This is a genomic window from Bradyrhizobium zhengyangense (genome assembly GCF_022012555.1).
Classification (GTDB): domain Bacteria; phylum Pseudomonadota; class Alphaproteobacteria; order Rhizobiales; family Xanthobacteraceae; genus Bradyrhizobium; species Bradyrhizobium zhengyangense.
The window spans coordinates 1-22,283 of record NZ_JAKLTZ010000024.1; the positions used below are offsets into that span (position 1 = coordinate 1).

Consider the following 22,283-nt stretch of genomic DNA (forward strand, 5'->3'; position numbering starts at 1 on the left):
CATCGTCGATCTCATCCTTCGGCCGCCGTCTCAGCAATGCCCATATTGCCGAAAGCAAATCCTTGAAAAACAGCGGCCAAAACACATTCTGCCAAAGTAGTGCTAATACGACATTCCAGCTCGCGTCCAGTTCCGTAATCTTCACGACACAGCGAAAAGCCCGCCGTCGCGGACAGCGGGCTTCATCTGATCTGGGCCTGTAGGTTACTTACGAGGCATCGCGACGCTCCCGGAAAGCCTCGGAGACGCAGCCGAGGATCAGGCCGTCCTCCGAGTAGTGCTCGCTGTACTCCTCAGCGAGCTTATCGATTTCGTCATCGGTCAGGTCGGCGCTGATCTCTTCCGCGCGCTCGGCCAGTTCGTCCGCCGTCCACACCGTTGCGAGATCTTCCGAAACGAACGTTTCTTCCGACAAGCGGTGCTGAATGTAAGCTCGGGCCCGCTGCGCGTCGTCGCCCAACTCAGCGTAATCCGTATCGAGCTCCTGCATGTAGCCGTCCAACACGCGCTGGAGCTGTGGCATCAGCTCATGGGCGATGCTCTCCAGTCGGCAGCCGAGCACGTTCGACGGAACCGTCCAGCGAAAGACATGCCCGAGAACCTCGTCGTCAGCGAGCTGATCCCCGACATCGTAGGTAACCTGGCCCGTCCTGCAATCGAGCTGCAAGACAGCACGCAAGATTTCTCCGCCGTCGTCGACGAACAGAGGCGCCAAGGCGTCAGAGTTAGTGGGGAGATAGTAAGCGATCTTCATGTGAACTCCATGTTTCGGGTTAGTGAATTAGTGACTTAGCCGCCGCGAAACCATCACGGCAGCATCCGCCATCAGGCGAGAGCCTGAAAACCCGCGCGAACGCGGAATATGACTGACAGACCCGCGCGAACGCGGAAATAAGCCACCACCGAAAGTGGAGGTTCAGCCCACCAACACTTTCGTCGATGAGCACGCGAAAATTAGCGTGACGGACCGATGGCATCAAGGGGGCAACTCTTGATGTTTGGGACAGAGTTAACGTCGCTTAACAGAGTGGTGCGCATGGCTTCATCAGGGCCGCTGGGACTTGGTGGAGCAACGGTCGTGCCGATCGGCTTCTGCGCGAAAGCTGGACCGAGCGCATAGGTGCCGCCGACGGTCGAACCAACCGTCACCGACCCTCGATCAATCGACGGGGGTGCGCCCGGCTGAGATTGGATGCTCTAGATGCAAGCGAAGCGTGAGGTCGACATGATTGGTTGCGCCGTCCTCCCACGAAGCGGGGCGGTTGGCGCGCATACGGGTTTCCATGATCTTTGTGCAACGGTAATCCTCGCATGACGGCGCCGGCTTCTTGCAGAACGGGAAGTCCAGAGTTGCGACTACGTCAGCATGGCTAGGCAACGCCAGGCTCGGATCCGAGCACGACGAGATCGAAAGATTCGGCCCGTGGCGCCATGGCTCAGGCGCGGGCCATAGTCGCCACTCGGAACGAAACGTCTTCTCTTAGCTCCGCCAACGATACCGCCGCACCGGAAAACCGCTTCCGCCCATCAAGTCCAATGACGAGGCAGCGGCCGCGGAAAACCGCATCGTCTTTCTGCCACTCATAGCGATCAGTCATAGCATCCACTCGGCAGAGCACAACATCACTTCCTGGAGCGCGGTAGCAAACTCTGATCTCGCCGCCGAGCCGATGCTGCAAAGCCAGCATCTTCGGCGCGATGGATACCGGTTCAATCGACTGCCGCTCGGGGTCAATCTCGATAGCGCGTACCAAGGCCTGCTTATCCGCCGTCTTGAATTCCTCGATCGAGGCCCAACGCACCATCTGAATTACGTGGGATGGATCCACAAGTGCGGACGCGCGCTCGCCCGAATCTACGCTGCAGCCGACGACTAGTGCAGGTCCACCTATCGGACGCGACCCGCCGAGGATAAAACCGTCTCCCCCCGCGGCTTTGGCAGCGAGCACAACGTCGCCCCGCGGAAGCCTCAGAACCGTCGCCGGCTTCTCGCTAAAAAAACGAATTGTGGCTTCGCGGACTGACTGTGACTCGATGACATCGATCGTCTTTGCGGTCGGATCGATTAGAACTGCTCTCATGACATCTCTCGTTGCTTCACGGCGATCTCAAAAATACGATCGCGCCACAGCGAGCAAAGATCAACCACACGAGCGCAAAAAGTGGCGGACAGTTAAAGAAACCGCGCTATCGCTAGGCGGCGAGTCTGACGCTGAGGACAAACACGCCTCTCTCCTCCGATCACACTCTCCCGGTCGGCACAGCGACCACCAATACAAGCTGCCTAGTTCAGGGTCATCGCGCACAAATGCGCGCAAGCTTTCTCTCTCTACTCTCGTGACCGGCGATGAGTCCGCCAACTGTCCTTCGACAGGCGGCGAACGTCCGGGGCCAGATCCATTCCTTCTGGTACAGGCCCCTGCGCAGGCTGAACGGCGTGTCGGTGGGCGTACTTGACCAAGGGGGCGAGCGTCCTGTCCTTGTTCAGGCCATAGGTCAAACTGCAGCACCGGTCCGCCCTCCGGCCTACGCCTTCGTCAGCAGCGCGCACGGTCTCCCTGCATCCGCGGTCGGTCGTCCCGTCGGCATTCGCCAAGCGGGTGACCACCGCCCGCACGAGATCCCGAATGTCGAGCGAGGGCTCGCCGGACTGGTAGAGTCCGAGGACGGGGTCGCGCAGCGTCGCGTCGAACGTCTGCGCGTCCAGTTGACCTCGTTCCCTCATGCGCTGGCGCTGCGCACGCTTGCGCTTGGCGAGAGTTTTTGCTGGCGGCCTGTTCTTCATGCGGAGCAGGAGGCCGCGCGGGCATTAATTTAAACTACAGCGGAACGTGACCGGTCACGCCGATCAGAACGGCATGTCGTTCTTCCCGCCCGGTAGTCCGATCGCCGGCCCGCAGTTTTCATCCGCTTCGCCGGCCCGGACAGCTGCGTCGACGTAGCGCGTCCGCATGCGACGCAAGGTCTTCTTGGCCTGCTCGATGGAAAACCCGCGCCCGTGCAGGTCCAACAACGCACGTTGAACAAGATCTCTATCCGTCCAGGTCATCTCCGAAAGACGGCTGGTGATCAGCGAGTGAACGAGCGCCATTCCGATCTCCCGGGATGATGGTGCGCGGAGCCGATCCATCCGATTCCTCCAGGCCGCGGACCTCAAACGCGTCTGCGCGCGCACGATCTCCGGAGGCACGCGCCGGCCGGTCGACTTGGGCTTGAAGGGTCGACTGTCCGGACGGCAGTCGTTGTCGCGCCAGTGCTCCGTCCTCTTCGTCTGATCGATGGAGGCTACGATGCGGTCGATCTCTGATGGATGCATTCTGGATTCCCCGGACACGGCGTGTCTACAACCCCCGGAGGATTACGGGGCGCGTCGGCAAGGATCAAGGCGAGGCTTGGCCGGTGCTCCGAGCTCCGCTGGTCGTGACCGGCTCCGGCACGCTTGGCGCCTGGAAGACCCGCATGGCGCGACCGGATCACCGGCGGAGAGGAGTATGGGATTTGGGCCGGAAGGCCGGACTGCAGGCCCGGAGGTCGTCCGGATGCTTCAATGCAGGGTACGGCTCACCGGCGGGGCGGAAGGCCGGAAGGCCCGGCGACGGTGCGCGGACGCGGCGGCCCCGTACAGGCGCATGATCTCGACGGCCCGGAGGTCGGGGTCATCGTCGATGTCGCGCAGCAGACGACGTGCCGGGTCAGTCTTCGGGCCCGACGCGGTTGGTTTGGCCTCGCTGGGGCCTCCGGAGGCCGGCTCTAAGGTGGATTCGGAGGTCTCGATGGCCGGATCCCGGGGCTCGGAGGTGCTGGTGACCTCAGGTTCCTGGATGACGGGAGACGCATCGATGTGGGTATCAGGCTTGGCTATATATCTGGAAGCATCGCGGAATCGGATCAAAACGACCTCGAGCCACTTGTAGACCGTTGATTTTCCCAGCTTTCCGGATTTGATGATCCAGGACGCGACTGCGGCCTCGTCGTTCAGGTCACCGCCGACGCGTTCGAAGAGCGCGACCTGATCGTGCATGATCGCGCGCGATGCCGCGCCCCGGTTGGCACTCGTGATGGTGCCGGCCAGCTTCTTGCGATTGTCACCCTGCTTCTTTCGGGCCTCCGGGAGCTCCGCCCCGGTCAACTCCGGGCCGTTGTAGAGCTCGAGATCGCGGAAGCGATTGTCGCCGTCGTACTGGCGGGTTCGGCGGGACGGCCGATTGACGCTGCGCGAGTCGATCTGCCGTTTGAGAATGCTGCGGATCTCGAACGTGTCTGCGACAGCAAGGACTCGTGGCACGACGTGCTTCTCGGCCCAGGCGCGGAAGGCGGTCTCGGACTCGCGGGCCGCCGTGAACTCGGCGCACTTGGAGCGGAAGCCGGCCGTGATCTCGGCGCGGAAGATCTCGGTGACGGTGTGATAGTCGCGCTTCGAGATCGGCAGGTCCTCGACGGCGCAGCCGCGGAGCTTGGCCGCCCGGCGACGCATCTCCTTCTCGTTGGTGCTCACGGTCGGCAGGTGATCAATGAAGTCCTGCAGTGTGCAGAAGTTCTCGTCGCTGCAGGCGATCGACCAATAGGGAGACAAGGGATTCTTAACTTTTCCGACGTTGAGGTAACCGACGTCCGCGCCGAGCGGGATCAGGTGCGACGTCAGCGCGCGCTGCACCATATTGTAGGTCCGCACAGGCTTGGACCTGGACTTCCCGCACACTCCGACCTCGAAATCCGGAGGCAGAATCCAGATCAGGTGCGGGTTCTCCACCTCTCCGGCTGCGTTCAGGCGATAGACGATGACGTTCGGGAACAGCTGCGGCCCCAGCGCTTTCAGCAGTTCCTTGCGCAGCGTTGCGAGGTCCGGCCAGACGTTGTCGAGGTCGACGGCGATCTGGCCCCGCACCGTCCAGTAGCCGATGGTGATGTAGGGCTGATCGCGCAGGAAGATCGGCTCGATGCCGGTCTCCTTCGGAGTGACGACGCGCGTCTTGTCGTTGCCGTACTCCGCATTTTTCGGCAGGCGCTTGTTGAACAGCTCGAGCCCCACGATATTCAGTTTCGAGCGCAACGAGATGATGCGGCCGGTCTTCGGACACACGAAGGTCTCGGAGAAGGATTCGTAGCGCCGCCCGGCGATCGAGCAGAACGACGCCGTGTATGTGAACCGTTGCAGGCGCTCACGGATCGCCGCGCGGTCCTTGGCGGGACGCTGCATCTTTTGGAGGACGTGCTCGGGGATCTCGCCGCCGCGCGTCGGGCCCGTGTCCTCCTCGTCCATGATGTCGATGCGCGAGGCGAACCGCATCCAGGCGTTCATGTCCGCGTCGGCGGCAGCCTTGTCGCGCTCGGTCATGAAGCGGATCCAGCCAGCCTCGCGATCGACGCCGAGCTCCGGCGGCACGGTCCAGCGTGCATCCGCCTCAAGCGGGCCGGTCAGCACGGTCTGCTGCCGACCCTTGAAGACCGTGACGGTGGGGACATGGTTGATGAGCGGGCCGTAAGTCGCCGTCAGGTAATCCCAATCCTTACGCATGAGCGGAAACCGCTCGCGGCCCTCCCACGAGGGCGCATCCGGGTCCGCCACCTCCGCCAGGCGGCGCTTCAAGGTCTCGAATACATCCTCGTCGAGATCGGCGGCGGCCGATTGAACGGGTGCGGTGTTCCAGCCGATGTCGAGCAACGGATCGACCAACGCCGCAGGGGTCGCGGCGGGCGGGGTCGACTGGGCTGTCGTGGCTTTAAGCATTCGATTTCCGGATGATGGACCCGAATCCTAGGGGCCGCTCTGGCAGAATGTCAACGCTCTAGACGAAATTACCTAGGGAAATCAGCGTAATAGTTGCCATCATTGGGTGGGAAGCTAACGCTCCAGAGCGACGTTCGGCGTGCCGAGTTGCCATCATTGAATCGCGGGAAGGACATCCATTGGCAGGTTTCCGGGCGACAATTCGACTTCTCTGAATATCCGAGACTCGAAGGTTTCACCCCTCATCGTCCGGCATGTCCTCTTCGAGAATGTGCCCGCCGCGCTGTTCATTGATGAACCCCGGCGGCTCTTCGAGCCAGCGATCCGGCGGTCTGAAGTCGAACAGGCTGTCGTTGAGGGCGACGAACCTGGCCCAGGCGGCCCCGAACTTCACAGGGTCGGCCGCCTTCGAGATCGCGGGCCCGTCGCTCAGGATGCGGCCCCAAGGATCGAGCACGGGGTTCCTGGGATCGGCCTGCAGGAATGCGACCAAAAGGCGCTCGATGTACCTCGAGCGGCTCTCGCCTTTTTCCTTCGCCCGAATGTCCAAAAGATCATTGAGGGATTGCTGGACGCGCATGACCAGGCGCCCGTCGCGGAGGCCCTCAGGGCTGACTCCGGATTTTTTCCGGGTCGGCGCCTTCCTGTCGCGCTTGGGTCGCGGCAGCGGAACCGGCCTCGGTATTTCCGAATCCTTAGCCATGTTTTTCGAATCCTTGCTCTGAGGGCCGGAATCGGCCCGGATCGCCGGGCCGATTCCCTTGTGCGGACCGAGATCGAAGTGTACAGAGACTGTATGTACAACGACGACTATCGGCGACACGGAGTACAGGAGAGTTAGACCATGACTGCAAAGGATTCGTCTACAGCCCTCCGCCGCCGCCATGCCGAGCTACTGCGCCTGATCGAGGAGGACCGCGCGGAGAGCGCTCCGCCGCGGCCGGAGCGTCCGGAGGACCGCCGATGAGTAATGAGCAGATGCTGATGTGGCTCGCGGCTTTCGTGCGCTCACCCAACCGCTGGGTTGCGCTGCGGTCTGCAACCGAGCGCACGGCCCTCGCAGGCGTTGAATTGAATCTGCTTCCCGATGGCACTCTGCGCGACGTCAGCGCCGGAGCCGTCGGCAGGCTGGCAACCTGCATCAAGGCGGTCGACCCGCTCATCGCGCTGGCGTGGCAGATGCTGTCTTTGCAGCGAACCGACGCGCCTTTCGTGATCCAGTCGGTCGTCAAAGGCTGCATGGCGCTGCTGACTGGAGCGAAGGGCGACACGCAAGTGGCGCTCGCACACCTGCGGACATGGGACGACATCGCGTGCGGCAGGATCGAAGTCGACGACGACGACTTCTTCCGCGCCGCCACCCGGGAAAACATCGTGGCCAGCGGAATGCCGGCGTGCGTCGAGCTCCTCGACTGCGCAAGGTGGGACGATGCCTTCTCATGGTTATCGGAAGAGAACAAGCGGCAGGCCGGCAACGACGTCGACGCTTGGCCACCCCCGAGGAAATCCGACCGAAAGGTGCAGCGCGATCTGATCAATACGCACGTCGAAATGCTGTGGTCGCAAGGTGTCGCATGGTGCGGCGATCTCGCGCTCGCATGGCAGATGATGATGTGCGATCCGCGTCGCCCGCCCTCGTTCCAGGCGGTCATGCCGCAACTCACTTGGTCGCTGGAAAAGCGGTCTGTCGTGAGCGACGCCGGACTGCAGGATCTGCTGCACGCGAAGCTCGCGGTTTGGTGGCTGGGGGCCGCTGGGCGATGGGAAGATTCTGACACCTCGATCTTCAGGATTGCTGACATGAAAACCGCGGGACACGAGTACCACAGCGCGCCACTCGCCGAGTTCGACGGCGATCCTTCTCTGCTGTCGCTGAAGGAATCGCGGCCCGTTGGCCCGTCCGTTGTCGTGATGCGGAAAGATCGCGCCGAGGAGCGTGGTCTGCCGCAGGGCTGGAAGGACCTGCGCGACCAAGCGCTGCCGCTCGTGATCTGCCGCGACGCCGCCGAGGTGCGCGAGCGCCTGCAGGACGAGTATCCGCACGCGTGGCGCGAGGTCGCGATGCTGACGCAGGATCTGCGCAGCGGCGAGCCTGTGCGCATCAAGCCGACTCTGCTGGCGTCGCGGCAGCCGGGCACAGGCAAGACGCGCCTGGTTAGGCGACTGGCCGAGGCCATCTCGCCGGAAATGTACATCTATCGGTTCGACGCTGCGTCAGCATTCGACGGCATGTACGGAGGGACGCCGAAGGGCTGGTCGAGCGCGCAAGCGAGCGTGCCAGCACGAGCGATCATGGCCTCGAAAACGGCCAATCCGATCGCGTGCGTTGATGAGATCTGCAAGGCTGGAACTGGCGACCACAACGGAAACCTATGGAGCGCCATGACCCCTCACCTTGAGATTGAAACTTCGTGTAGATATCGTGAAAGTAGCATCGATGCGGAGCTCGACCTCAGCCACGTGATCCACCTGGCCACCGCTAACTCCGTGGAGCGCCTGCCGTCGCAGTTGCGCGACCGGATGCGGGTAATTCGAATACCGGCGCCGACACTGGCGCACCTCCCGCGGCTAGCGGCCCTGGTGATGCGCGATCTCGCCGCCGAGGACGACGCCCGCAGCTGCGAGGAGCCCCTCGCCGCCGACGAGCTGGAGATCCTCGGCCGTGCCTGGGCGCGGGAGAGGTTCTCGATGCGCAAGCTGCAGCGACTGGTCGCCGCCACGCTGGAAGCCCGCGATGCATGCGCGAGGAGACACTGATGTCGATCGAGGAGAAGTCCCTGCTCAACGACGTGGAGTCGTACCTGCGCGGCGAGGAGCCGTCGGCTGACGTTCTCGAGAAGGCGCCACATCTAGAAGAGTGGAGGCCAGCAGTCGAGCGAGGCCCCGGCTTTCGATACGCGATGACGCTGCAAGGAATTCCGTTCGGCCATCCGCGCGTGCCGGACGGCAAGCCGACCACAACCGGCGCTGTCGTGTGGCTCGATCGCAAGGGCCGCTGGGCGCGCACGATGTCACGCGTGTGGACGCTCGGACAGCCGGCGGGCACCGAGATCCCGATAGATGCAATCGACACATGACGCCCCAGATGGAACGCCTGCTGGAAAGGCTGCAGACGGGATGGCAGCCGACGAACGATGAAATCGACATGCGAGTTCGCAGGCGCGGGCTGTCGAATTGTCGCTTCGCTGTCGACCTGCTGGCGTATCCGGAGACACCGAGGTCTCCGGATGGGCGCGCGCCGAGACGCTGATTGGTCGCGGCGGCGATGGCCGGATGACCTGGACGGGAGAAATCCTCTGGATCGACGGCGAGCTCCGTTGGGCGCTCTGCGACGACGCCTTCTGGTGACGGCAGCTAACTCGAGTTCCCTTCACATAGCATGCGCGATTGAAGCCATACCTCGCAGTGTGCGCAAGGCTAAAGATAGCGTGCGATCGCCTCTTCTAAGGCCTTAGCCTCACAACGCGCGAAAAATCTGCGGCAAGGGTTCTGGAGGCCCTTCGTAGGACCACCAAGGAGCGCTCGTGATGTTCTACATCGCAATGGTCGCCATGACGGGCACCGGCCTGTATACGTCTATCGGATTCGCACCGAGGTGGATCGTCAGGTACATCCGCGACAAATTCAAATGTAGTGCGTCCGAGGCTCGCGCGATCCTTCACATTCTGAAATCCGGCCAGCAGCCGTTTTCTTCATAACGCCCGGTCCGATGCGCGCAGCCATCGGCGAGCAGCCGCAGCGCGACCATCTTCCAGAGTGAGCCGCCGTCGTAACGGCGCAGCGCCTCCTCGCGAGCGATCTCGACGACGCGGAAGCGCTTCAGGCACTAGACTTTCAACTCCGATGGCCTGATCTCCGCGAGCGTGCGATCGGCGCGCGGCTTGGTCGTCGCTGCCCTGGAATCCGACAGCACCGCCGCCGACCAGGCGTCGTCGTCCTCGACGCCGATGCACTTGCGCTGGTTCTCGGCCATGCGCCTCGCCGTTTCCCCCGCCTTCTGCTGCTTCGCGTTCGGGAACGCCATTCAGCTGGCCGCATCGTCGTCCAGCTCTCTCATGATGCGGTCGCGATGCTCGATGTGCTGGATGCGCGTACGTCGGAAGGTCTCGAGCAACATCAAGGCATCGTCGGTGTCGTGGCCGTTGCTAGCGAGGTCGGCGATCCGACCTCCTGCTCCGCGATGTGCCGCCGCCCCTGCACGACGTGCCGCTCTGCCTCTTCCAGATGTCTCAAAACCATCGCGCGATCCATGACCGTTCGCCCTAGACATAAGAACAAATAGAGACATAATAGTTGCTCGTCGAATTAGGAATCTGTCGCCATGGCCGCCCCCGTCGAGCAACACGGTCTCGTCGATGAAGCTGCTGCAGAGTTGGATGTCGCGGCCGCGCAGGGCGTGCGGCGGCGATCCTGCACTCTACCATAAAGGCGCTGATCGTCGCGAACAGGTTGCTCGGGCAGGATTTCGCCGACGTCTACGCAAGGCGAGCGCGGGATTCCTGCGCGGGCGGCGGGTGCCGAAGCGCAAGGAACTCAAAGTGAGCCGTCGAAAATCTGTTACTCGCATCGAAAAGCCATTACGAGACGGCCTGATGTCGAAAATCAATTACTGTGGCCGGGCCGCTTCAAGGATTGCGAAACGCATCTCGATGCGATCGTGACCCAGTTATTACCCAGCCTCGCCGGCGCGCGCCATGCGGCGTCGCGTTGCGAGGGCTTACCAAACCATTTCAGGGAGATGCTTGGTGGGCGCACCAGGGCTCGAACCTGGGACCCGCTGATTAAGAGTCAGCATTTCTCAAAAGGAGGCACCGCGTAAAGCGCTCGGCCTTCTCCTAGGGCGCATGGACAACCCATCTTGGTGTGCCGAGCAAGAGGCGCATTGCCTGCCGTCCGTATTCGAATCCTCAGGCTCTGCAGGGCAATTTGGGGGTACGAAGCGTGGTACGAACTTGGGAGATTTCGACAAGGCAGCAATACAGCCCGTATTCTTGGTGGCGGGGAGGGTCTCGAACACCCGACCCAGGATTATGATCGCCGGGCTCGAGGTTATGGGTATCGCTACGGCAGATATCCCGTCGCGTGCGGCAACGGTGCAGACATCGATATCCGGGATGGCAATGTTACCCGACAAGGACAGTGCCTCCGCAGTCTCAACAGGGCCGACAGGGTCTACGGCGAGGACTATTACGATCGCCGCCCTCGGCCCCGATATTATCGCTATTTTGAGAAAGCCCGCCAGCGTGAGCGGGGGGCCTCTACCTTGTTGGAGCCGGGCGCCATCTGCTTGTTACGGAATAAGACACAGGATCCGAATTGCGCCCTTGACCTCCGAAGGCTCGACGCCCTAGTGATCGCCGCCCAGCATCCGGATGAGCGACAACTTCCGCACACCGATATGGGCGGTGCGGTCCCAGCATCGTTGTCGCGCAGGCTCACACGCGATGAAATCTTAACCTATTTTCCCGTCCAGACCGGCTTGCGCTTCTCGCCGAACGCCTTCAGCCCCTCCTTGGCGTCCTCGGTCATCGCGAGCAGAGCGATTTGGCTTTCGGTGTAGGCGATGCTCTCGTCGAACGACATCGCGGCGATGGCACGCATCGCATATTTGCCACGGCGGATCGCGGTCGGTGACTTGTCGACGATTCGGCCGATCAACCAGTCGACCTTGGCGTCGAGCTCAGCCATGGGTACGACGTAGTTGAGCAAGCCAGCGTCCTTCGCGGCTTTCGCGTCGAATGGTTCGCCGGTCAGCGCCCATTCGTTGACGAGGCGTCGCGGTGCGATCTCCTGCAACAGGCTCAGCACCTGCATCGGAAACACGCCGACCTTCACCTCCGGCAGGCCGAAGATGACATGATCCGCCGCAACCGCCATGTCGGTCATGCACAAGAGACCCATGCCGCCGGCCATGCAGACGCCGCCGACGCGCGCGATCGCGGGCTTGGTGGCATTCTGCGACAAGCGCAGCAGATCGGCATAGTCGACGTTGGGCCTGGAGTGATCCATCGCGAAAGCCGCGCCGGAATTCTGCAAGTCCGCGCCGGCGCAAAACGCCTTGTCGCCCGCGCCGGTCAGCACGATGACGCGAACATCCTTGTCGTCATGCGCGTCACGATAGCCCTTCGTGATGCCGGCGATGACGTCGCCGTTCAGCGCGTTGCGCTTCTCCGGCCGGTTGATTGTGATCCAGAACGCCTGTCCGCGCTTGTTGGTGATGACGGCTGTGGTGTCGGTCATGACGCTTGATCCTTGCTCCTTGTCTGCAGCCATTTGCGGCAGCTCCGGAGCGAGGTGCAAGGGCAATTTGAAGGGCAATCTGAAAGGCCGCGGCGCTTTAGCGCCTCGACGCAAATCTGCAGCTCAGGTAGCGGCTGCTTTCCTGATCCAGACCTTGTTGTCGTGGAACGCGGCGCCCCCGATCGGCGCGATCGTATCGGCGCCGGTCAACGTGTTGATGCCGCGGCCGCCGATATGATTCTTGTTCGGATGCACGGATTCCGCGATCAGCACGCCGCGCCGCACGCCTTCGAACAGAGCCGCGATCAGCGTGGTCTCGCCCCTGATATTCCCGAGCGTCACCGCATCGCCGTCGGCGATGTCGAGCGATGCAGCATCCAGCGGATGGATCATCACGCTCGCTTTGCCCTCGCGCGCCTGCGAGGACGGGGTCTCGTTGAAGGTGGTGTTGAGGAAGCTGCGCGAGGGGCTGGTCGCGAGCCGGAACGGATGGGCCTGATCGCTGTGCTCGATGACAGCCCAATGATCCGGCAGCGACGGCATCTTGTCGAAATCGCCCATGGTCTGACCGAACGGCGGATGCGCCCAGTCGGCCTTGAAGTGGAATTTCTTGTCGGGATGCGCGAAGCCATCGAGATAATGCGAGGTGCGAAAATCCGGCTGCAGATCGCGCCAGAGATCGGCCTCGAGGGTGGCGATGTCGCCGTGGTCGCTGAGCCTCAAGGTCGTGTCGATCAACTCGCGCGGCGTCATCTCGAAGCCCGGATGCTTCGCGCCAAGCCGCGGCGCCAGCGCCTGCAATACCTGATGGTTGGAGCGGCACTCGCCGGGCGGATCGATCAGCTTGGGTCCGACCGAGATGTGCTGGTGGCCGCCGCCGTAATAGAGGTCGTCATGTTCCATGAACATCGTCGCCGGCAGCACGATGTCGGCCATCAGCGCCGTCTCGGTCATGAACTGCTCATGCACCGCGACAAACAGGTCCTCGCGCGCAAAGCCCTGCCGGACCAGCGCCTGCTCCGGCGCCACCGTCATCGGGTTGGTGTTCTGGACCAGCATCGCCTTGACCTGCCCCTTGCCCAGCAGAGCCTCGGCATCGCCGGTGAGGATACGACCGATCTGCGACTGGTCGAGCGCGCGGACCGACTTGTCGAGCGCATCATGACCTTCGATGACGGATTCGTTGAAATGCCACAGCGCGTAATTGTTGAAGAAGGCGCCGCCGCCCTCATACTGCCAGGCGCCGGTCACCGCGGGAATGCAGTTCGCCGCATGCATCTGCGTCGCGCCATTGCGCGAACGGGTAAAGCCGTAACCGAGGCGGAAGAACGTCCGCTTGGTCTCGCCGACAGCCTTGGCAAAGGCCTCGATCTCGGCGACCGGCACGCCGCAGATCGCCGACGCCCATTCCGGCGTGCGGGACTTCAGATGCGCCTCGAGCTCATTGGGACAATCGGTGTACTTGTCCATATAGGCGCGGTCGGCATAGCCGTCGCGGAACAGCACATGCATCACGCCGCAGGCAAACGCGCCGTCGGTGCCGGGTCGCAGCAGGATCTTGATATCGGCCTGCTTCATGGTCTCGTTGTCGTAGATGTCGACGGCTGCGATTCTCGCACCGCGCTCCTTGCGCGCACGCGATGCATGCGTCATCACGTTGACCTGGGTGTTGACGGGATTGGTGCCCCAGATCACGACGAGGTCCGACAGCGCCATCTCGCGCGGATCGACGCCGGCGATCTTGCCGGTGCCGATCGCAAAACCGATGCGCCCGACATTGGCGCAGATGGTCTGGTAGAAGCGGGAATATTTTTTGACATGCGTGAGGCGATTGAGACCGTCGCGCATCACCAGGCCCATCGTGCCGGCGTAGTAGTAGGGCCAGACCGACTCCGCGCCGAACTCGCGCTCGGCCTGGTTGAAGCGATCGGCGATCTCGTCGAGTGCCTCGTCCCAGGAGATCCGAGCGAACTGGCCGGAGCCCTTCGGTCCGGTTCGGCGCATCGGATACATCACCCTTTCAGGATGATGGATGCGCTCGGCATAGCGGGCGACCTTGGCGCAGACCACGCCGGCCGTATAGGTTTGCTTCTTAGAACCACGGACGCGGCCGATGCTGCGGCCCTCGACCACCTCGACATCGAGCGCGCAGGCCGACGGGCAATCGTGCGGACAGGTGGAGTGGCGGATCTCGATCTTGGCGTGCTGGTTCATGAACTATTTCGTAACATCAAAAGTCCTGTGAGCCGAGGGCATTTATCCGGCACTGCCCATGCAAAATGCTCAAAGCCGGCGCGCGGCCTGTTCCATGCCGGGCGGACACACCGAAAACGGGCCGATATTCCCGATCAAATCGACTTTGTGAGGCGTCGACAGTGTGCGTCCGCTCCCTCTACAGTGCGGGCCAACAAGAACGAGTTCAGGGAGGTGGGTGTGAGGGCCCGATACATTTCGCTGGCGCTGGCCGCCGGCCTGCTCGCCGCATTTTCCGCAAGCCCGTCCCCGGCGCAGGATTATCCCGCGCACGCGGTCCGCATCGTCGTGCCGTTCGGCGCGGGCGGGCCGGCTGACGTCGCAGCCCGGCTGATCGGCCAGGCGCTCCAGGAGCGCTTCGGCCAGCCCTTCGTGGTCGAGAACCGGACCGGCGCCGGCGGCGTCATCGGCACCGTCGAGGCGGCGAAGTCCCCTGCCGACGGCTACACCTTGCTGATGATGTCCAACACCCAGACCGCAAATGAAACGCTGCTGACGGCAGAGCAGCGCAAATACGATCTGATGCGCGACCTCGCGCCGATCGCGCCGGTGAACTATTCCGATCTCGTTATCGTGGTGAACCCGCAAGTCCCCGCGAAAACACTTGCCGAGTTCATCGCACTTGCGAAGTCGCAGCCGGGCATGTTGAACTACGCCTCATCAGGCCAGGGTACGCCCTATCACATGGCCGGAGAGCTGTTCAAAGCCATGGCCGGCATCGACGTCGTCCACGTCCCCTACCGCAACAGCGGCGAGGCCCGCAGCGGCGTGATCGGCGGCCAGGTGCAGATGATGATCGACGCGGTGCCGGCGATGGCGCCGAACATCGGCGAGAACCAGGTCCGCGCGCTCGCGACGACCGGACAGCAGCGCTCTGCCGTGCTGCCGAACGTGCCGACCGCCGGCGAAGCCGGCGTTCCCGGCTACGAGGCAACGATCTGGCTCGGCCTGATGGCCCCGGCAGGCACGCCCAAGCCCGTCATCGACAAGCTCAACTCGGCCGTCACCGCGATGGTGAAGCGTCCCGACATCGTCAAGCTCTGGACTGAGCAGGGTGCCGTACCGATGTCGATGACATCGGAGGAGTTTGACAAATTCCTGCGCGGCGACATCGCGAAATGGGCCGACGTCGTCAAGAAATTCAACAAGTCCTGAGGCTACGCCGGCCATGCCCACCATTCAATTCCAGCTCAACGGCGCTGCGATGTCCGTGGACGCCGATCCAGACCAGACGCTGCTCGATGTGCTGCGTGGACGGCTCGGCATCACCGGTGCGCATTTCGGCTGCGGCGCCGGCGAATGCGGAGCCTGCTATGTGATGGTCGGCGGCCACGCAATGACGTCCTGCGATATGCCGATGTGGTCGGTCGCGGACAAGGATGTCGTCACGCTGGAGGGCCTCGGCACAATCGAGCAACCGCATCCGCTGCAACGCGCTTTCATCTCCGAACAGGCGATGCAATGCGGCTATTGCGTCTCGGGCATCATGATCAGCGCGGCAGCGCTGCTCAACAGCAATCCGTCTCCGACGGAGGCGGAGGTCAGAGCGGCGCTCGATCGCAATCTGTGCCGCTGCGGGTCGCATAACCGCATGGTCCGCGCCGTGCTGCGCGCTGCATCGGAGATGGCCACGTCATGAGTGCGCCGCCTCCCGGTCCGAAACTGCCGCACAGCCTTGCCGCCAACCCAAGACTGTCGTCCTGGGTACGGTTCACCGCCGAAGGCCGCGTCGCGATCTCGCCCGGCAAGGTCGAGATCGGCCAGGGCATCGTGACGGCGCTGGCGCAGATCGCCGCGGACGAGCTCGACGTCGAGATCGGCCGCATCGAGATGATCCGCGCCTCGACGGCCGTGAGCCCGAACGAAGGCGTCACCTCCGGCAGCCTGTCGATCCAGCAATCCGGCCGCGCGCTGCGTCACGCCTGTGCGGAGGTACGCCAGCGCTTTCTCGCGGCAGCGTCGGAACGCCTCGGCGTCGATGCGGCGCTGCTGGGTGTCGAGGATGGCATGATCTCCGGCCCCGGCAATGTCTCGACCAGCTATTGGGAGCTCGCCGGAGACGTCTCGCTCGATCGCGATGCAACACCTGGCACAGTCGCCAAGTCCGCCACCACACGCAGCGTCGCCGGGCATTCCATTCAGCGCGTCGACATTCCCGACAAAGTGTTCGCGCGGCCGCGCTTCATCCATGATCGTGCACTGCCCGAGTTGGTGCACGGGCGCGTGCTGCGGCCGGACATCTCGGGCGCAAGACTGACCGCGCTCGACGAGGCGCCTGCGCGCGCCGTTCGCGGGCTCATCGCGATCGTCCGCGACGGCGGTTTTGCCGGCGTCGTCGCCGACAGCGAGGCTGCGGCTGAAGCCGCGCTGAAGGCCCTGCGCGAGGGCGCAACATGGTCGGCTGGCGAGCCGCTGCCTGATGAGAACGATCTGGCGCGTTTCCTGAAAAGCCAGCCGGTCGAGACGACAATCATCGACACCAGGACGGCGGATGCGACCAGGGCTGCGCGTACACTGCGCCGGCAATACACCCGCCCCTACATCGCGCATGCCTCGATCGCGCCGTCCTGCGCAATGGCGCAATGGGACGGCGACCGTGTCCACGTCTGGACGCATAGCCAGGGCGTCTATCTGCTCCGCGCCGATCTCGCGATCGTGCTCAAGCTGCCGGCCGAGAACATCGTCGTCGAGCACATGGAAGGGGCTGGCTGCTATGGACACAATGCTGCTGACGACGTCGCGCTCGATGCCGTGCTGCTGGCAAGAGCGGCCGGCGGCCGTCCGGTGCGGGTGCAGTGGTCGCGCCACGACGAGATGTGCCACGCACCGTTTGGGGCCGCGATGGCGATCGAGATCGCGGCCGACCTCGATGCCGACAACGAGATCGTCGGCTGGCGTCATGCGATCTGGAGCAATGGTCACACGGCGCGGCCAGGCCGTGCGGCCCAGCCCGCACTGTTGGCGGCAGGCGAGATCGCCAATCCCTATCCGCGCATGATCTCGACAAATCCGCCCGCCGCCAATGGTGGCGGCGGCGACCGCAACGCCGTTCCGCTCTACGATCTCCCGGCCTGGACCATCACCAGCCATCGCCTGCTGACCATGCCGGTGCGCACCTCGGCGCTGCGGACCCTCGGCGCGCAGGGCAATGTGTTCGCGATCGAATCCCTGCTCGACGAGATCGCGGTCCTGCGCGGCGAAGACCCGATCGCGTTCCGCCTACGTCATCTCCGCGACGAGCGGGCCCGCCAGGTCATTCGCGCCGTCGCACGACGTGCAGGCTGGAAGCCGCGGAAGCAATCCGGCATCGGCTACGGCATCGGCTTTGCCCGCTACAAGAACACCGGCGCCTATTGCGCGGCGATTGCCGAGATCGAAGGCGCCGACGATATCCGCGTGAGACGGCTGACGCTTGCGGTCGACGTCGGCGAGGCCATCAATCCTGATGGCGTCATCAACCAGATCGAAGGCGGCGCGATCCAGGCGACGAGCTGGGTGCTGAAGGAGCGCGTCCGCTTCGACCGCACCCACATCACCTCGACCTCGTGGACGGACTACCCGATCCTGACCTTCAGCGAGGTCCCGGCCGTGGATGTCGAGATCATCCAGCGGCCGGAGATCGAGCCGGTCGGCGCCGGCGAAGCTGCGCACGGCCCGGTGACGGCAGCGATCGCGAATGCGGTGTTCGATTGCCTCGGCGTGCGCGTGCGCGACCTGCCGATCTCGCGTGACAAGATCATCGCAGCCATGGAGCTTGCATCGTGACGACAGTGAACATCTTGAGCGGCGGTGCGGCGCAAGGGCTGGTGCGCGGCCTCAGTGAGGCCTTCAGGGCGCAGACCGGCTTTGGCATCGACGGCGAATTCGGCGCTGTCGGCGTGATGGCGGACAAGCTGCGTGCAAGCACGCCTGCGGACCTCGTCATCCTGACGCAGGCTCTGCTTGCCAAGCTTACGGCGGAGAAACTTGTCGTCCCCTCCTCGATCTCCGATGTCGGCCGGGTCGAGACCGCGTTGGCGGTCCGCAGCCGCGACCACAAGGTGACCGTGAAGACGGAAGCCGATCTGCGCGACGTCCTGCGGTCCGCAGACGCCATCTACGTCCCCGATACCAGGGCCTCCACCGCGGGCCAACACATTGCAAAGGTGCTGGATCAGCTCGGCATCGCCTATGAGGTCACGTCGCGCCTGAAGATATTCCCGAACGGCGCAACGGCGATGCGCGAGTTGGCGACGTCCACCGCGTCGCGGCCGATCGGATGCACCCAGGCGACCGAGATCATCGCGACCGACGGCATCGCGCTATCGGGTTCGCTGCCGCCGGGATGCGAGCTGGTGACGATGTACACGGCCGGCATCGCCACGCAGGCGGTCCATCCGAAGGAAGCGGCGGCACTGATCGCGCTGCTGACCGGCGCAGACCACGGAGACCTGCGCCAGCGCATGGGTTTTGCGAGCTAGATGCGGAGCTTATTTGTGCAGCTGGGTGAGACCGGTCGGCGGGCCGTCAACTCCGGTCCAGCCACCATCGACAAACAGCGTGCTGCCGCTGACATAGCTCGCTGCATCCGAGGCGAGATAGGCAACAGCCGTGGCGACCTCGTCGGCGCTGCTCCAGCGGTTGAACACGGTGTGGCCGGCGTAGAGATTGTAGATGTCGGGCCGCTGCTTGAACGGGCTGGTCAGCGCAGTCTCGACGATGCTCGGTGCGATCGCGTTGACGCGCACGCCGGCGTGACCGACCTCGGAGGCAAAGCCCTTCACCAGCAAACCGATCGCCGCTTTGGTCGAGCCGTAGACTCCGAGGCCCGGCTCGATGGTCACCGCGCGCACCGAGGAGCAGGCGATGATGCTGCCACCCTTCTGCTCGACCATGATGCGGCCGAACGCCTGGAAAAACCAGACCGTGCCTTTGACGTTGAGGTCCAGGACGCGGTCGAGATCCTCCTCGGTGTAGTCGAGAATGGTCTTGCGGATGTTGAGCCCGGGCGTCGTCACGGCGATGTCGAGCCGCGCGAACTTCTGCATTACGGTCTTGGCGAGCGCATTGACGTCGGCAATGCTCGAAGCATCGCAGCTCGCCGCCTCGGCCCAGCCGCCCTTGTCGCGAATGCCCACGGCCGTCGCCTCTGCCGCATCAAGTGCGCGATCGGCGCAGACCACTCGGGCGCCGAGCCCTGCCAGCGCTTCGGCCGACGATTTGCCGATGCCCGATGCGGCGCCAAGGACCACGGCGGTCTTGCCGGTGAGATCGAAGAGCTTGCGATAGTCAGTCACGGTCACATCCTTTTCTTGTTGCGGCCAGGCTGCTCGCTGCGCACGAAACGGCCGGGATCGACAGGTCTTCGTACAACGTTCGTACACCCGGCAGCCGACCCATCAATCCAAAAACGGCATCGATCGATGCTCGCTTCAACTTGGACTCGCCACTCCGTGCGCCCTTAGGAAGGCCAACGGGGAAATGGATTCAAGGAGGGGCGCTTGAGCGCGAACAGATCCGTCATGGTCGCCAGAGAAATCTCGCGCTCGGCTTTCCGTTCAAGGACAGCCGCTTCCTGCTGCAACGCAGCAGAAATACCCCCTCCTAACCTCCTAGTTGATCTTCGCGCAGACCCTCTCGTATACTAATATATCAATTGACTGAGCACGCATGTCCGCCCGTTCGACGAAGAAGACTGAGGCCTCGGCTTCAACGATGACCGGTCCTCGCCGCGGTCGGCCACCGCTGCGGGCGACGGCGTCGTCGCGCATCTACAGTGAGCTGCGCAGCGAATTGGTCACGATGCGACGCCGGCCCGGCGAAGCGGTTTCGGAGTCCGAGATCGCGCTCAGCTATGGCGTCAGCCGCACGCCGGTGCGCGAAGCTATCCTCAAGCTCTCCGACGAGGGCCTGCTCGACGTTTTCCCGCAGTCGGGCATCTTCGTTTCCCGCATCCCGCTCGCCGCCCTGCCTGAGGCCATCATCATCCGCAAGGCTCTGGAGGAGACGACGGCGCGGCTCGCGGCCGAACGCGCGACGACGAGCCAGGTTCTGCAATTGCGCTCGATCGTGGAACGTCAGCGCGAGGCGGATGCGGCTGGAGACCGTGTTGCATTTCACCAGGCCGACGAGTTGTTCCACGCCACCATCGCCGATGTCGCCAGACATCCCGGAATCTGGACGCTGATCCTGCATGTGAAGGTGCATGTCGATCGCTATCGCCAACTGACGCTGCCGGTCACCGGGCGCATGACGCAGGTGATTGCCGAGCATGAGCCGATCCTCGCGGCGATCGAGGCGCGCGACCCGCAACGTGCTGGGATTGCGATGGAGCGGCATCTCGACCGGCTGCTCCGCGACATCTCGGAGACGCAACATACCAATCCGGAGTTTTTCGCCAGCACGGAATGACCGTATCTCCGGTCGACGACGACACACACCGAAGAAATAATGAGGGAGGACTACCATGAGACGCCGTGATTTCATCAAATTGAGTGCAGGACTTGGCGCAGGACTTGGCGCAGCCACGCTTGCTCCGATCTCGTCAGGCCGCGCCCAGACCAAGGCCGTGTTCAAAGCTGCCGACGTGCAGCCGGTCGGCTACCCGACAGTTGCCGCCGTCGAGAGCATGGGCAAGAAGCTCGCCGAAGCGACGCAAGGCCGGCTCTCGATCCAGACCTATCCCTCCGCACAACTCGGCGCGGAGAAGGAAACGATCGAGCAAACCCAGATCGGTGCGATCCAGATGCTGCGCGTCAGCGCCGGCGCGGTTGGCCCGATCGTCGACGACATCAACGTCGTCAACATGCCGTTCCTGTTCAAGAATGTGGCCCAATCCTGGAAGATGATGGACGGCGACGTCGGCCAGGAGCTGCTCGAAAAGATCACGGCGAGCCCGAACGCCAATCTGGTCGGTTTGTGCTGGATGGATTCCGGCGCGCGCAGCTTCTACAACACCAAACACCCGATCAAATCGATCGCCGACATCCACGGGCTGAAGCTTCGCGTGATCGGCAACCCGATCTTCATCGACATGGTCAACGCGCTTGGCGGCAACGGCATCGCGATGGGCTATGACCAGGTGTTCTCATCGCTCCAGACCGGCGTGATCGACGGCGCGGAGAACAACCCGCCGAGTTACGTGTTCAGCAACCACTACACCGCGGCGAAATACTACTCGCTGACCGAGCACCTGATCATCCCCGAGATCCTCTGCTTCTCCAAGCGATCCTGGACCGCGCTGTCTGCCGACGACCAGGCGCTGATCAAGAAGTTTGCGCGCGAGGCCCAGCTCGAGGAGCGCGAGCTCTGGAAGAAGTATGAGACGACGGCGATGGAGAAGGCCAAGGCCGCCGGCTGCGAGATCGTGGAGATCGCCGACAAGAAGCCATTCCAGGATGCGGTCAAGCCGGTCTGGGACAAGTATGGCCCGAAATACCAGGCCATGATCCAGCGCATCCAGGCGCTCTAAGCTTGCTCAAACAGAGCCAAAGCGCGGCGATCACTCACCGCGCTTTGGCCTTCACAATCCGGACCACCGACAGAGCAGGAAACGAGGATGGCCGCACTGTTTCGCCGAGCGATGGACTTTCTCTACCTGTTGTGCGTGATCGTCGGCTGCATCGCGCTGGTGCTGATCTCCGCGGTGATCCCGTGGGCGGTGTTCACGCGTTACGTGCTCAACAGCGCGGCTTCATGGCCGGAGCCAATGGCGGTGCTGCTGACGATCGTGCTGACCTTCATCGGCGCCGCCGCCGGCTATCGGCTCAACCTGCATATGAGTGTCAACTATTTCGCAAAGAAGCTGCCTCCGCTGCTGCAGCGGGCAACGGAGATCCTCGTTCAACTGCTGATGGCGCTGATCGCACTGTTCATGGTGGTCTGGGGCAAGAGCCTGGTCGAGGTCACCTGGCACAACAGCATCGCCGACTTCCCCTCGCTGTCGGTCGGCGTCACCTATCTGCCGATCCCGATCGGCGGCGTCTGTCTGCTCCTGTTCGTGATCGAACGGATTTTCCTCGGCGTGCCGCCCGACCCGATCGGCAAGCATTCCGAAACCGCCCCCTTCGAGTGAGCCGGGAGT

General features: G+C 63.4%; 21 protein-coding genes. 11 read left to right on the forward strand and 10 right to left on the reverse strand.

Going from position 1 to position 22,283, the window contains the following annotated elements; translation table 11 throughout:
- On the forward strand, positions 1-203 hold a 203-nt coding region (locus L6639_RS39140; protein WP_237866771.1), incomplete at its 5' end, for a hypothetical protein.
- A 5-nt stretch (positions 204-208) separates the two neighbouring features.
- Here L6639_RS39140 and L6639_RS39145 read toward each other — a convergent pair.
- The 6 genes from L6639_RS39145 to L6639_RS39170 form a co-directional block, all read right to left on the reverse strand.
- Positions 209-754 carry a hypothetical protein gene (locus L6639_RS39145; protein ID WP_237866772.1) on the reverse strand — a complete coding sequence of 182 codons (546 nt, stop codon included), beginning with the start codon at positions 752-754 and terminating at the stop codon, positions 209-211.
- A 682-nt stretch (positions 755-1,436) separates the two neighbouring features.
- Entirely contained in the window at positions 1,437-2,081 is a 645-nt protein-coding gene (locus L6639_RS39150; protein WP_237866773.1) for a hypothetical protein, read from the reverse strand.
- A 248-nt stretch (positions 2,082-2,329) separates the two neighbouring features.
- Positions 2,330-2,785: a hypothetical protein gene (locus L6639_RS39155; protein WP_237866775.1), complete on the reverse strand. Its 456-nt coding sequence runs from the start codon at positions 2,783-2,785 to the stop codon at positions 2,330-2,332.
- Between the two features lie 63 nt (positions 2,786-2,848).
- Positions 2,849-3,091: a hypothetical protein gene (locus tag L6639_RS39160; RefSeq protein WP_237866777.1), complete on the reverse strand. Its 243-nt coding sequence runs from the start codon at positions 3,089-3,091 to the stop codon at positions 2,849-2,851.
- A 453-nt stretch (positions 3,092-3,544) separates the two neighbouring features.
- Positions 3,545-5,662, reverse strand: a complete 2,118-nt coding sequence (locus tag L6639_RS39165; RefSeq protein ID WP_237866779.1) for a replication initiation protein — start codon at positions 5,660-5,662, stop codon at positions 3,545-3,547.
- A 301-nt stretch (positions 5,663-5,963) separates the two neighbouring features.
- Positions 5,964-6,614 (reverse strand): hypothetical protein, encoded by a 651-nt coding sequence (locus tag L6639_RS39170; protein ID WP_237866781.1) that lies wholly within the window; start codon positions 6,612-6,614, stop codon positions 5,964-5,966.
- Positions 6,615-6,691: 77 nt separating this feature from the next.
- Between L6639_RS39170 and L6639_RS39175 the strand changes: the two genes are divergently transcribed.
- Both L6639_RS39175 and L6639_RS39180 read left to right on the forward strand, forming a co-directional pair.
- Positions 6,692-8,485 (forward strand): AAA family ATPase, encoded by a 1,794-nt coding sequence (locus L6639_RS39175; RefSeq protein ID WP_237866782.1) that lies wholly within the window; start codon positions 6,692-6,694, stop codon positions 8,483-8,485.
- Positions 8,485-8,805 carry a hypothetical protein gene (locus L6639_RS39180; RefSeq protein ID WP_237866785.1) on the forward strand — a complete coding sequence of 107 codons (321 nt, stop codon included), beginning with the start codon at positions 8,485-8,487 and terminating at the stop codon, positions 8,803-8,805. Before L6639_RS39175 ends, L6639_RS39180 begins: the two co-directional genes overlap by 1 nt.
- A gap of 749 nt (positions 8,806-9,554) precedes the next feature.
- On the opposite strand, the gene L6639_RS39185 is transcribed toward L6639_RS39180, so the two are convergent.
- The gene (locus tag L6639_RS39185; protein ID WP_237866787.1) at positions 9,555-9,752 is read right to left on the reverse strand and encodes a hypothetical protein; all 198 of its coding nucleotides are present in this window, start codon (positions 9,750-9,752) and stop codon (positions 9,555-9,557) included.
- Between the two features lie 331 nt (positions 9,753-10,083).
- Between L6639_RS39185 and L6639_RS39190 the strand changes: the two genes are divergently transcribed.
- Positions 10,084-10,389, forward strand: a complete 306-nt coding sequence (locus L6639_RS39190; protein ID WP_237866789.1) for a hypothetical protein — start codon at positions 10,084-10,086, stop codon at positions 10,387-10,389.
- Between the two features lie 796 nt (positions 10,390-11,185).
- Here L6639_RS39190 and L6639_RS39195 read toward each other — a convergent pair.
- Positions 11,186-11,968, reverse strand: coding sequence for an enoyl-CoA hydratase/isomerase family protein (locus L6639_RS39195; protein WP_237866790.1), 783 nt, complete (start codon positions 11,966-11,968; stop codon positions 11,186-11,188).
- A gap of 123 nt (positions 11,969-12,091) precedes the next feature.
- Positions 12,092-14,182 (reverse strand): molybdopterin-dependent oxidoreductase, encoded by a 2,091-nt coding sequence (locus L6639_RS39200; RefSeq protein WP_237866791.1) that lies wholly within the window; start codon positions 14,180-14,182, stop codon positions 12,092-12,094.
- Positions 14,183-14,395: 213 nt separating this feature from the next.
- On the opposite strand from L6639_RS39200, the gene L6639_RS39205 reads away from it, so the two are divergent.
- The 4 genes from L6639_RS39205 to L6639_RS39220 are packed head-to-tail and all read left to right on the forward strand — an operon-like array spanning position 14,396 to position 18,681.
- The gene (locus tag L6639_RS39205; RefSeq protein WP_237866792.1) at positions 14,396-15,376 is read left to right on the forward strand and encodes a tripartite tricarboxylate transporter substrate binding protein; all 981 of its coding nucleotides are present in this window, start codon (positions 14,396-14,398) and stop codon (positions 15,374-15,376) included.
- 13 nt (positions 15,377-15,389) lie between these two features.
- Positions 15,390-15,860 carry a (2Fe-2S)-binding protein gene (locus L6639_RS39210; protein WP_237866794.1) on the forward strand — a complete coding sequence of 157 codons (471 nt, stop codon included), beginning with the start codon at positions 15,390-15,392 and terminating at the stop codon, positions 15,858-15,860.
- Complete coding sequence (locus L6639_RS39215; protein ID WP_237866796.1) at positions 15,857-17,986, forward strand: xanthine dehydrogenase family protein molybdopterin-binding subunit; 2,130 nt, start codon at positions 15,857-15,859, stop codon at positions 17,984-17,986. Before L6639_RS39210 ends, L6639_RS39215 begins: the two co-directional genes overlap by 4 nt.
- Positions 17,983-18,681, forward strand: a complete 699-nt coding sequence (locus L6639_RS39220) for a molybdate ABC transporter substrate-binding protein (RefSeq protein WP_237866797.1) — start codon at positions 17,983-17,985, stop codon at positions 18,679-18,681. The genes L6639_RS39215 and L6639_RS39220 overlap by 4 nt, the downstream gene beginning before the upstream one ends.
- Positions 18,682-18,690: 9 nt before the next feature.
- Here the strand turns inward: L6639_RS39220 and L6639_RS39225 are convergent, their stop codons facing one another.
- Entirely contained in the window at positions 18,691-19,497 is an 807-nt protein-coding gene (locus tag L6639_RS39225; RefSeq protein ID WP_237866799.1) for an SDR family NAD(P)-dependent oxidoreductase, read from the reverse strand.
- Between the two features lie 418 nt (positions 19,498-19,915).
- Here L6639_RS39225 and L6639_RS39230 point away from each other — a divergent pair, with 418 nt between their 5' ends.
- From L6639_RS39230 to L6639_RS39240, 3 genes are all read left to right on the forward strand, one after another.
- Entirely contained in the window at positions 19,916-20,611 is a 696-nt protein-coding gene (locus tag L6639_RS39230; protein WP_237866873.1) for a GntR family transcriptional regulator, read from the forward strand.
- A 55-nt stretch (positions 20,612-20,666) separates the two neighbouring features.
- Positions 20,667-21,671 (forward strand): TRAP transporter substrate-binding protein, encoded by a 1,005-nt coding sequence (locus L6639_RS39235; RefSeq protein WP_237866801.1) that lies wholly within the window; start codon positions 20,667-20,669, stop codon positions 21,669-21,671.
- Positions 21,672-21,758: 87 nt separating this feature from the next.
- The gene (locus L6639_RS39240; protein WP_237866803.1) at positions 21,759-22,274 is read left to right on the forward strand and encodes a TRAP transporter small permease; all 516 of its coding nucleotides are present in this window, start codon (positions 21,759-21,761) and stop codon (positions 22,272-22,274) included.
- The last annotated feature ends 9 nt before the right edge of the window (positions 22,275-22,283 follow it).

Bases quoted from the DNA above. Each gene is read 5' to 3' on its own strand.
- L6639_RS39145 (WP_237866772.1), bottom strand. From the start codon at position 754: ATGAAGATCGCTTACTATCTCCCCACTAACTCTGACGCCTTGGCGCCT.
- L6639_RS39150 (WP_237866773.1), bottom strand. From the start codon at position 2,081: ATGAGAGCAGTTCTAATCGATCCGACCGCAAAGACGATCGATGTCATC.
- L6639_RS39155 (WP_237866775.1), bottom strand. From the start codon at position 2,785: ATGAAGAACAGGCCGCCAGCAAAAACTCTCGCCAAGCGCAAGCGTGCG.
- L6639_RS39160 (WP_237866777.1), bottom strand. From the start codon at position 3,091: ATGGCGCTCGTTCACTCGCTGATCACCAGCCGTCTTTCGGAGATGACC.
- L6639_RS39170 (WP_237866781.1), bottom strand. From the start codon at position 6,614: ATGGCGGCGGCGGAGGGCTGTAGACGAATCCTTTGCAGTCATGGTCTA.
- L6639_RS39175 (WP_237866782.1), top strand. From the start codon at position 6,692: ATGAGTAATGAGCAGATGCTGATGTGGCTCGCGGCTTTCGTGCGCTCA.
- L6639_RS39180 (WP_237866785.1), top strand. From the start codon at position 8,485: ATGTCGATCGAGGAGAAGTCCCTGCTCAACGACGTGGAGTCGTACCTG.
- L6639_RS39185 (WP_237866787.1), bottom strand. From the start codon at position 9,752: ATGGCGTTCCCGAACGCGAAGCAGCAGAAGGCGGGGGAAACGGCGAGG.
- L6639_RS39190 (WP_237866789.1), top strand. From the start codon at position 10,084: ATGAAGCTGCTGCAGAGTTGGATGTCGCGGCCGCGCAGGGCGTGCGGC.
- L6639_RS39195 (WP_237866790.1), bottom strand. From the start codon at position 11,968: ATGACCGACACCACAGCCGTCATCACCAACAAGCGCGGACAGGCGTTC.
- L6639_RS39200 (WP_237866791.1), bottom strand. From the start codon at position 14,182: ATGAACCAGCACGCCAAGATCGAGATCCGCCACTCCACCTGTCCGCAC.
- L6639_RS39210 (WP_237866794.1), top strand. From the start codon at position 15,390: ATGCCCACCATTCAATTCCAGCTCAACGGCGCTGCGATGTCCGTGGAC.
- L6639_RS39215 (WP_237866796.1), top strand. From the start codon at position 15,857: ATGAGTGCGCCGCCTCCCGGTCCGAAACTGCCGCACAGCCTTGCCGCC.
- L6639_RS39230 (WP_237866873.1), top strand. From the start codon at position 19,916: ATGACCGGTCCTCGCCGCGGTCGGCCACCGCTGCGGGCGACGGCGTCG.
- L6639_RS39235 (WP_237866801.1), top strand. From the start codon at position 20,667: ATGAGACGCCGTGATTTCATCAAATTGAGTGCAGGACTTGGCGCAGGA.
- L6639_RS39240 (WP_237866803.1), top strand. From the start codon at position 21,759: ATGGCCGCACTGTTTCGCCGAGCGATGGACTTTCTCTACCTGTTGTGC.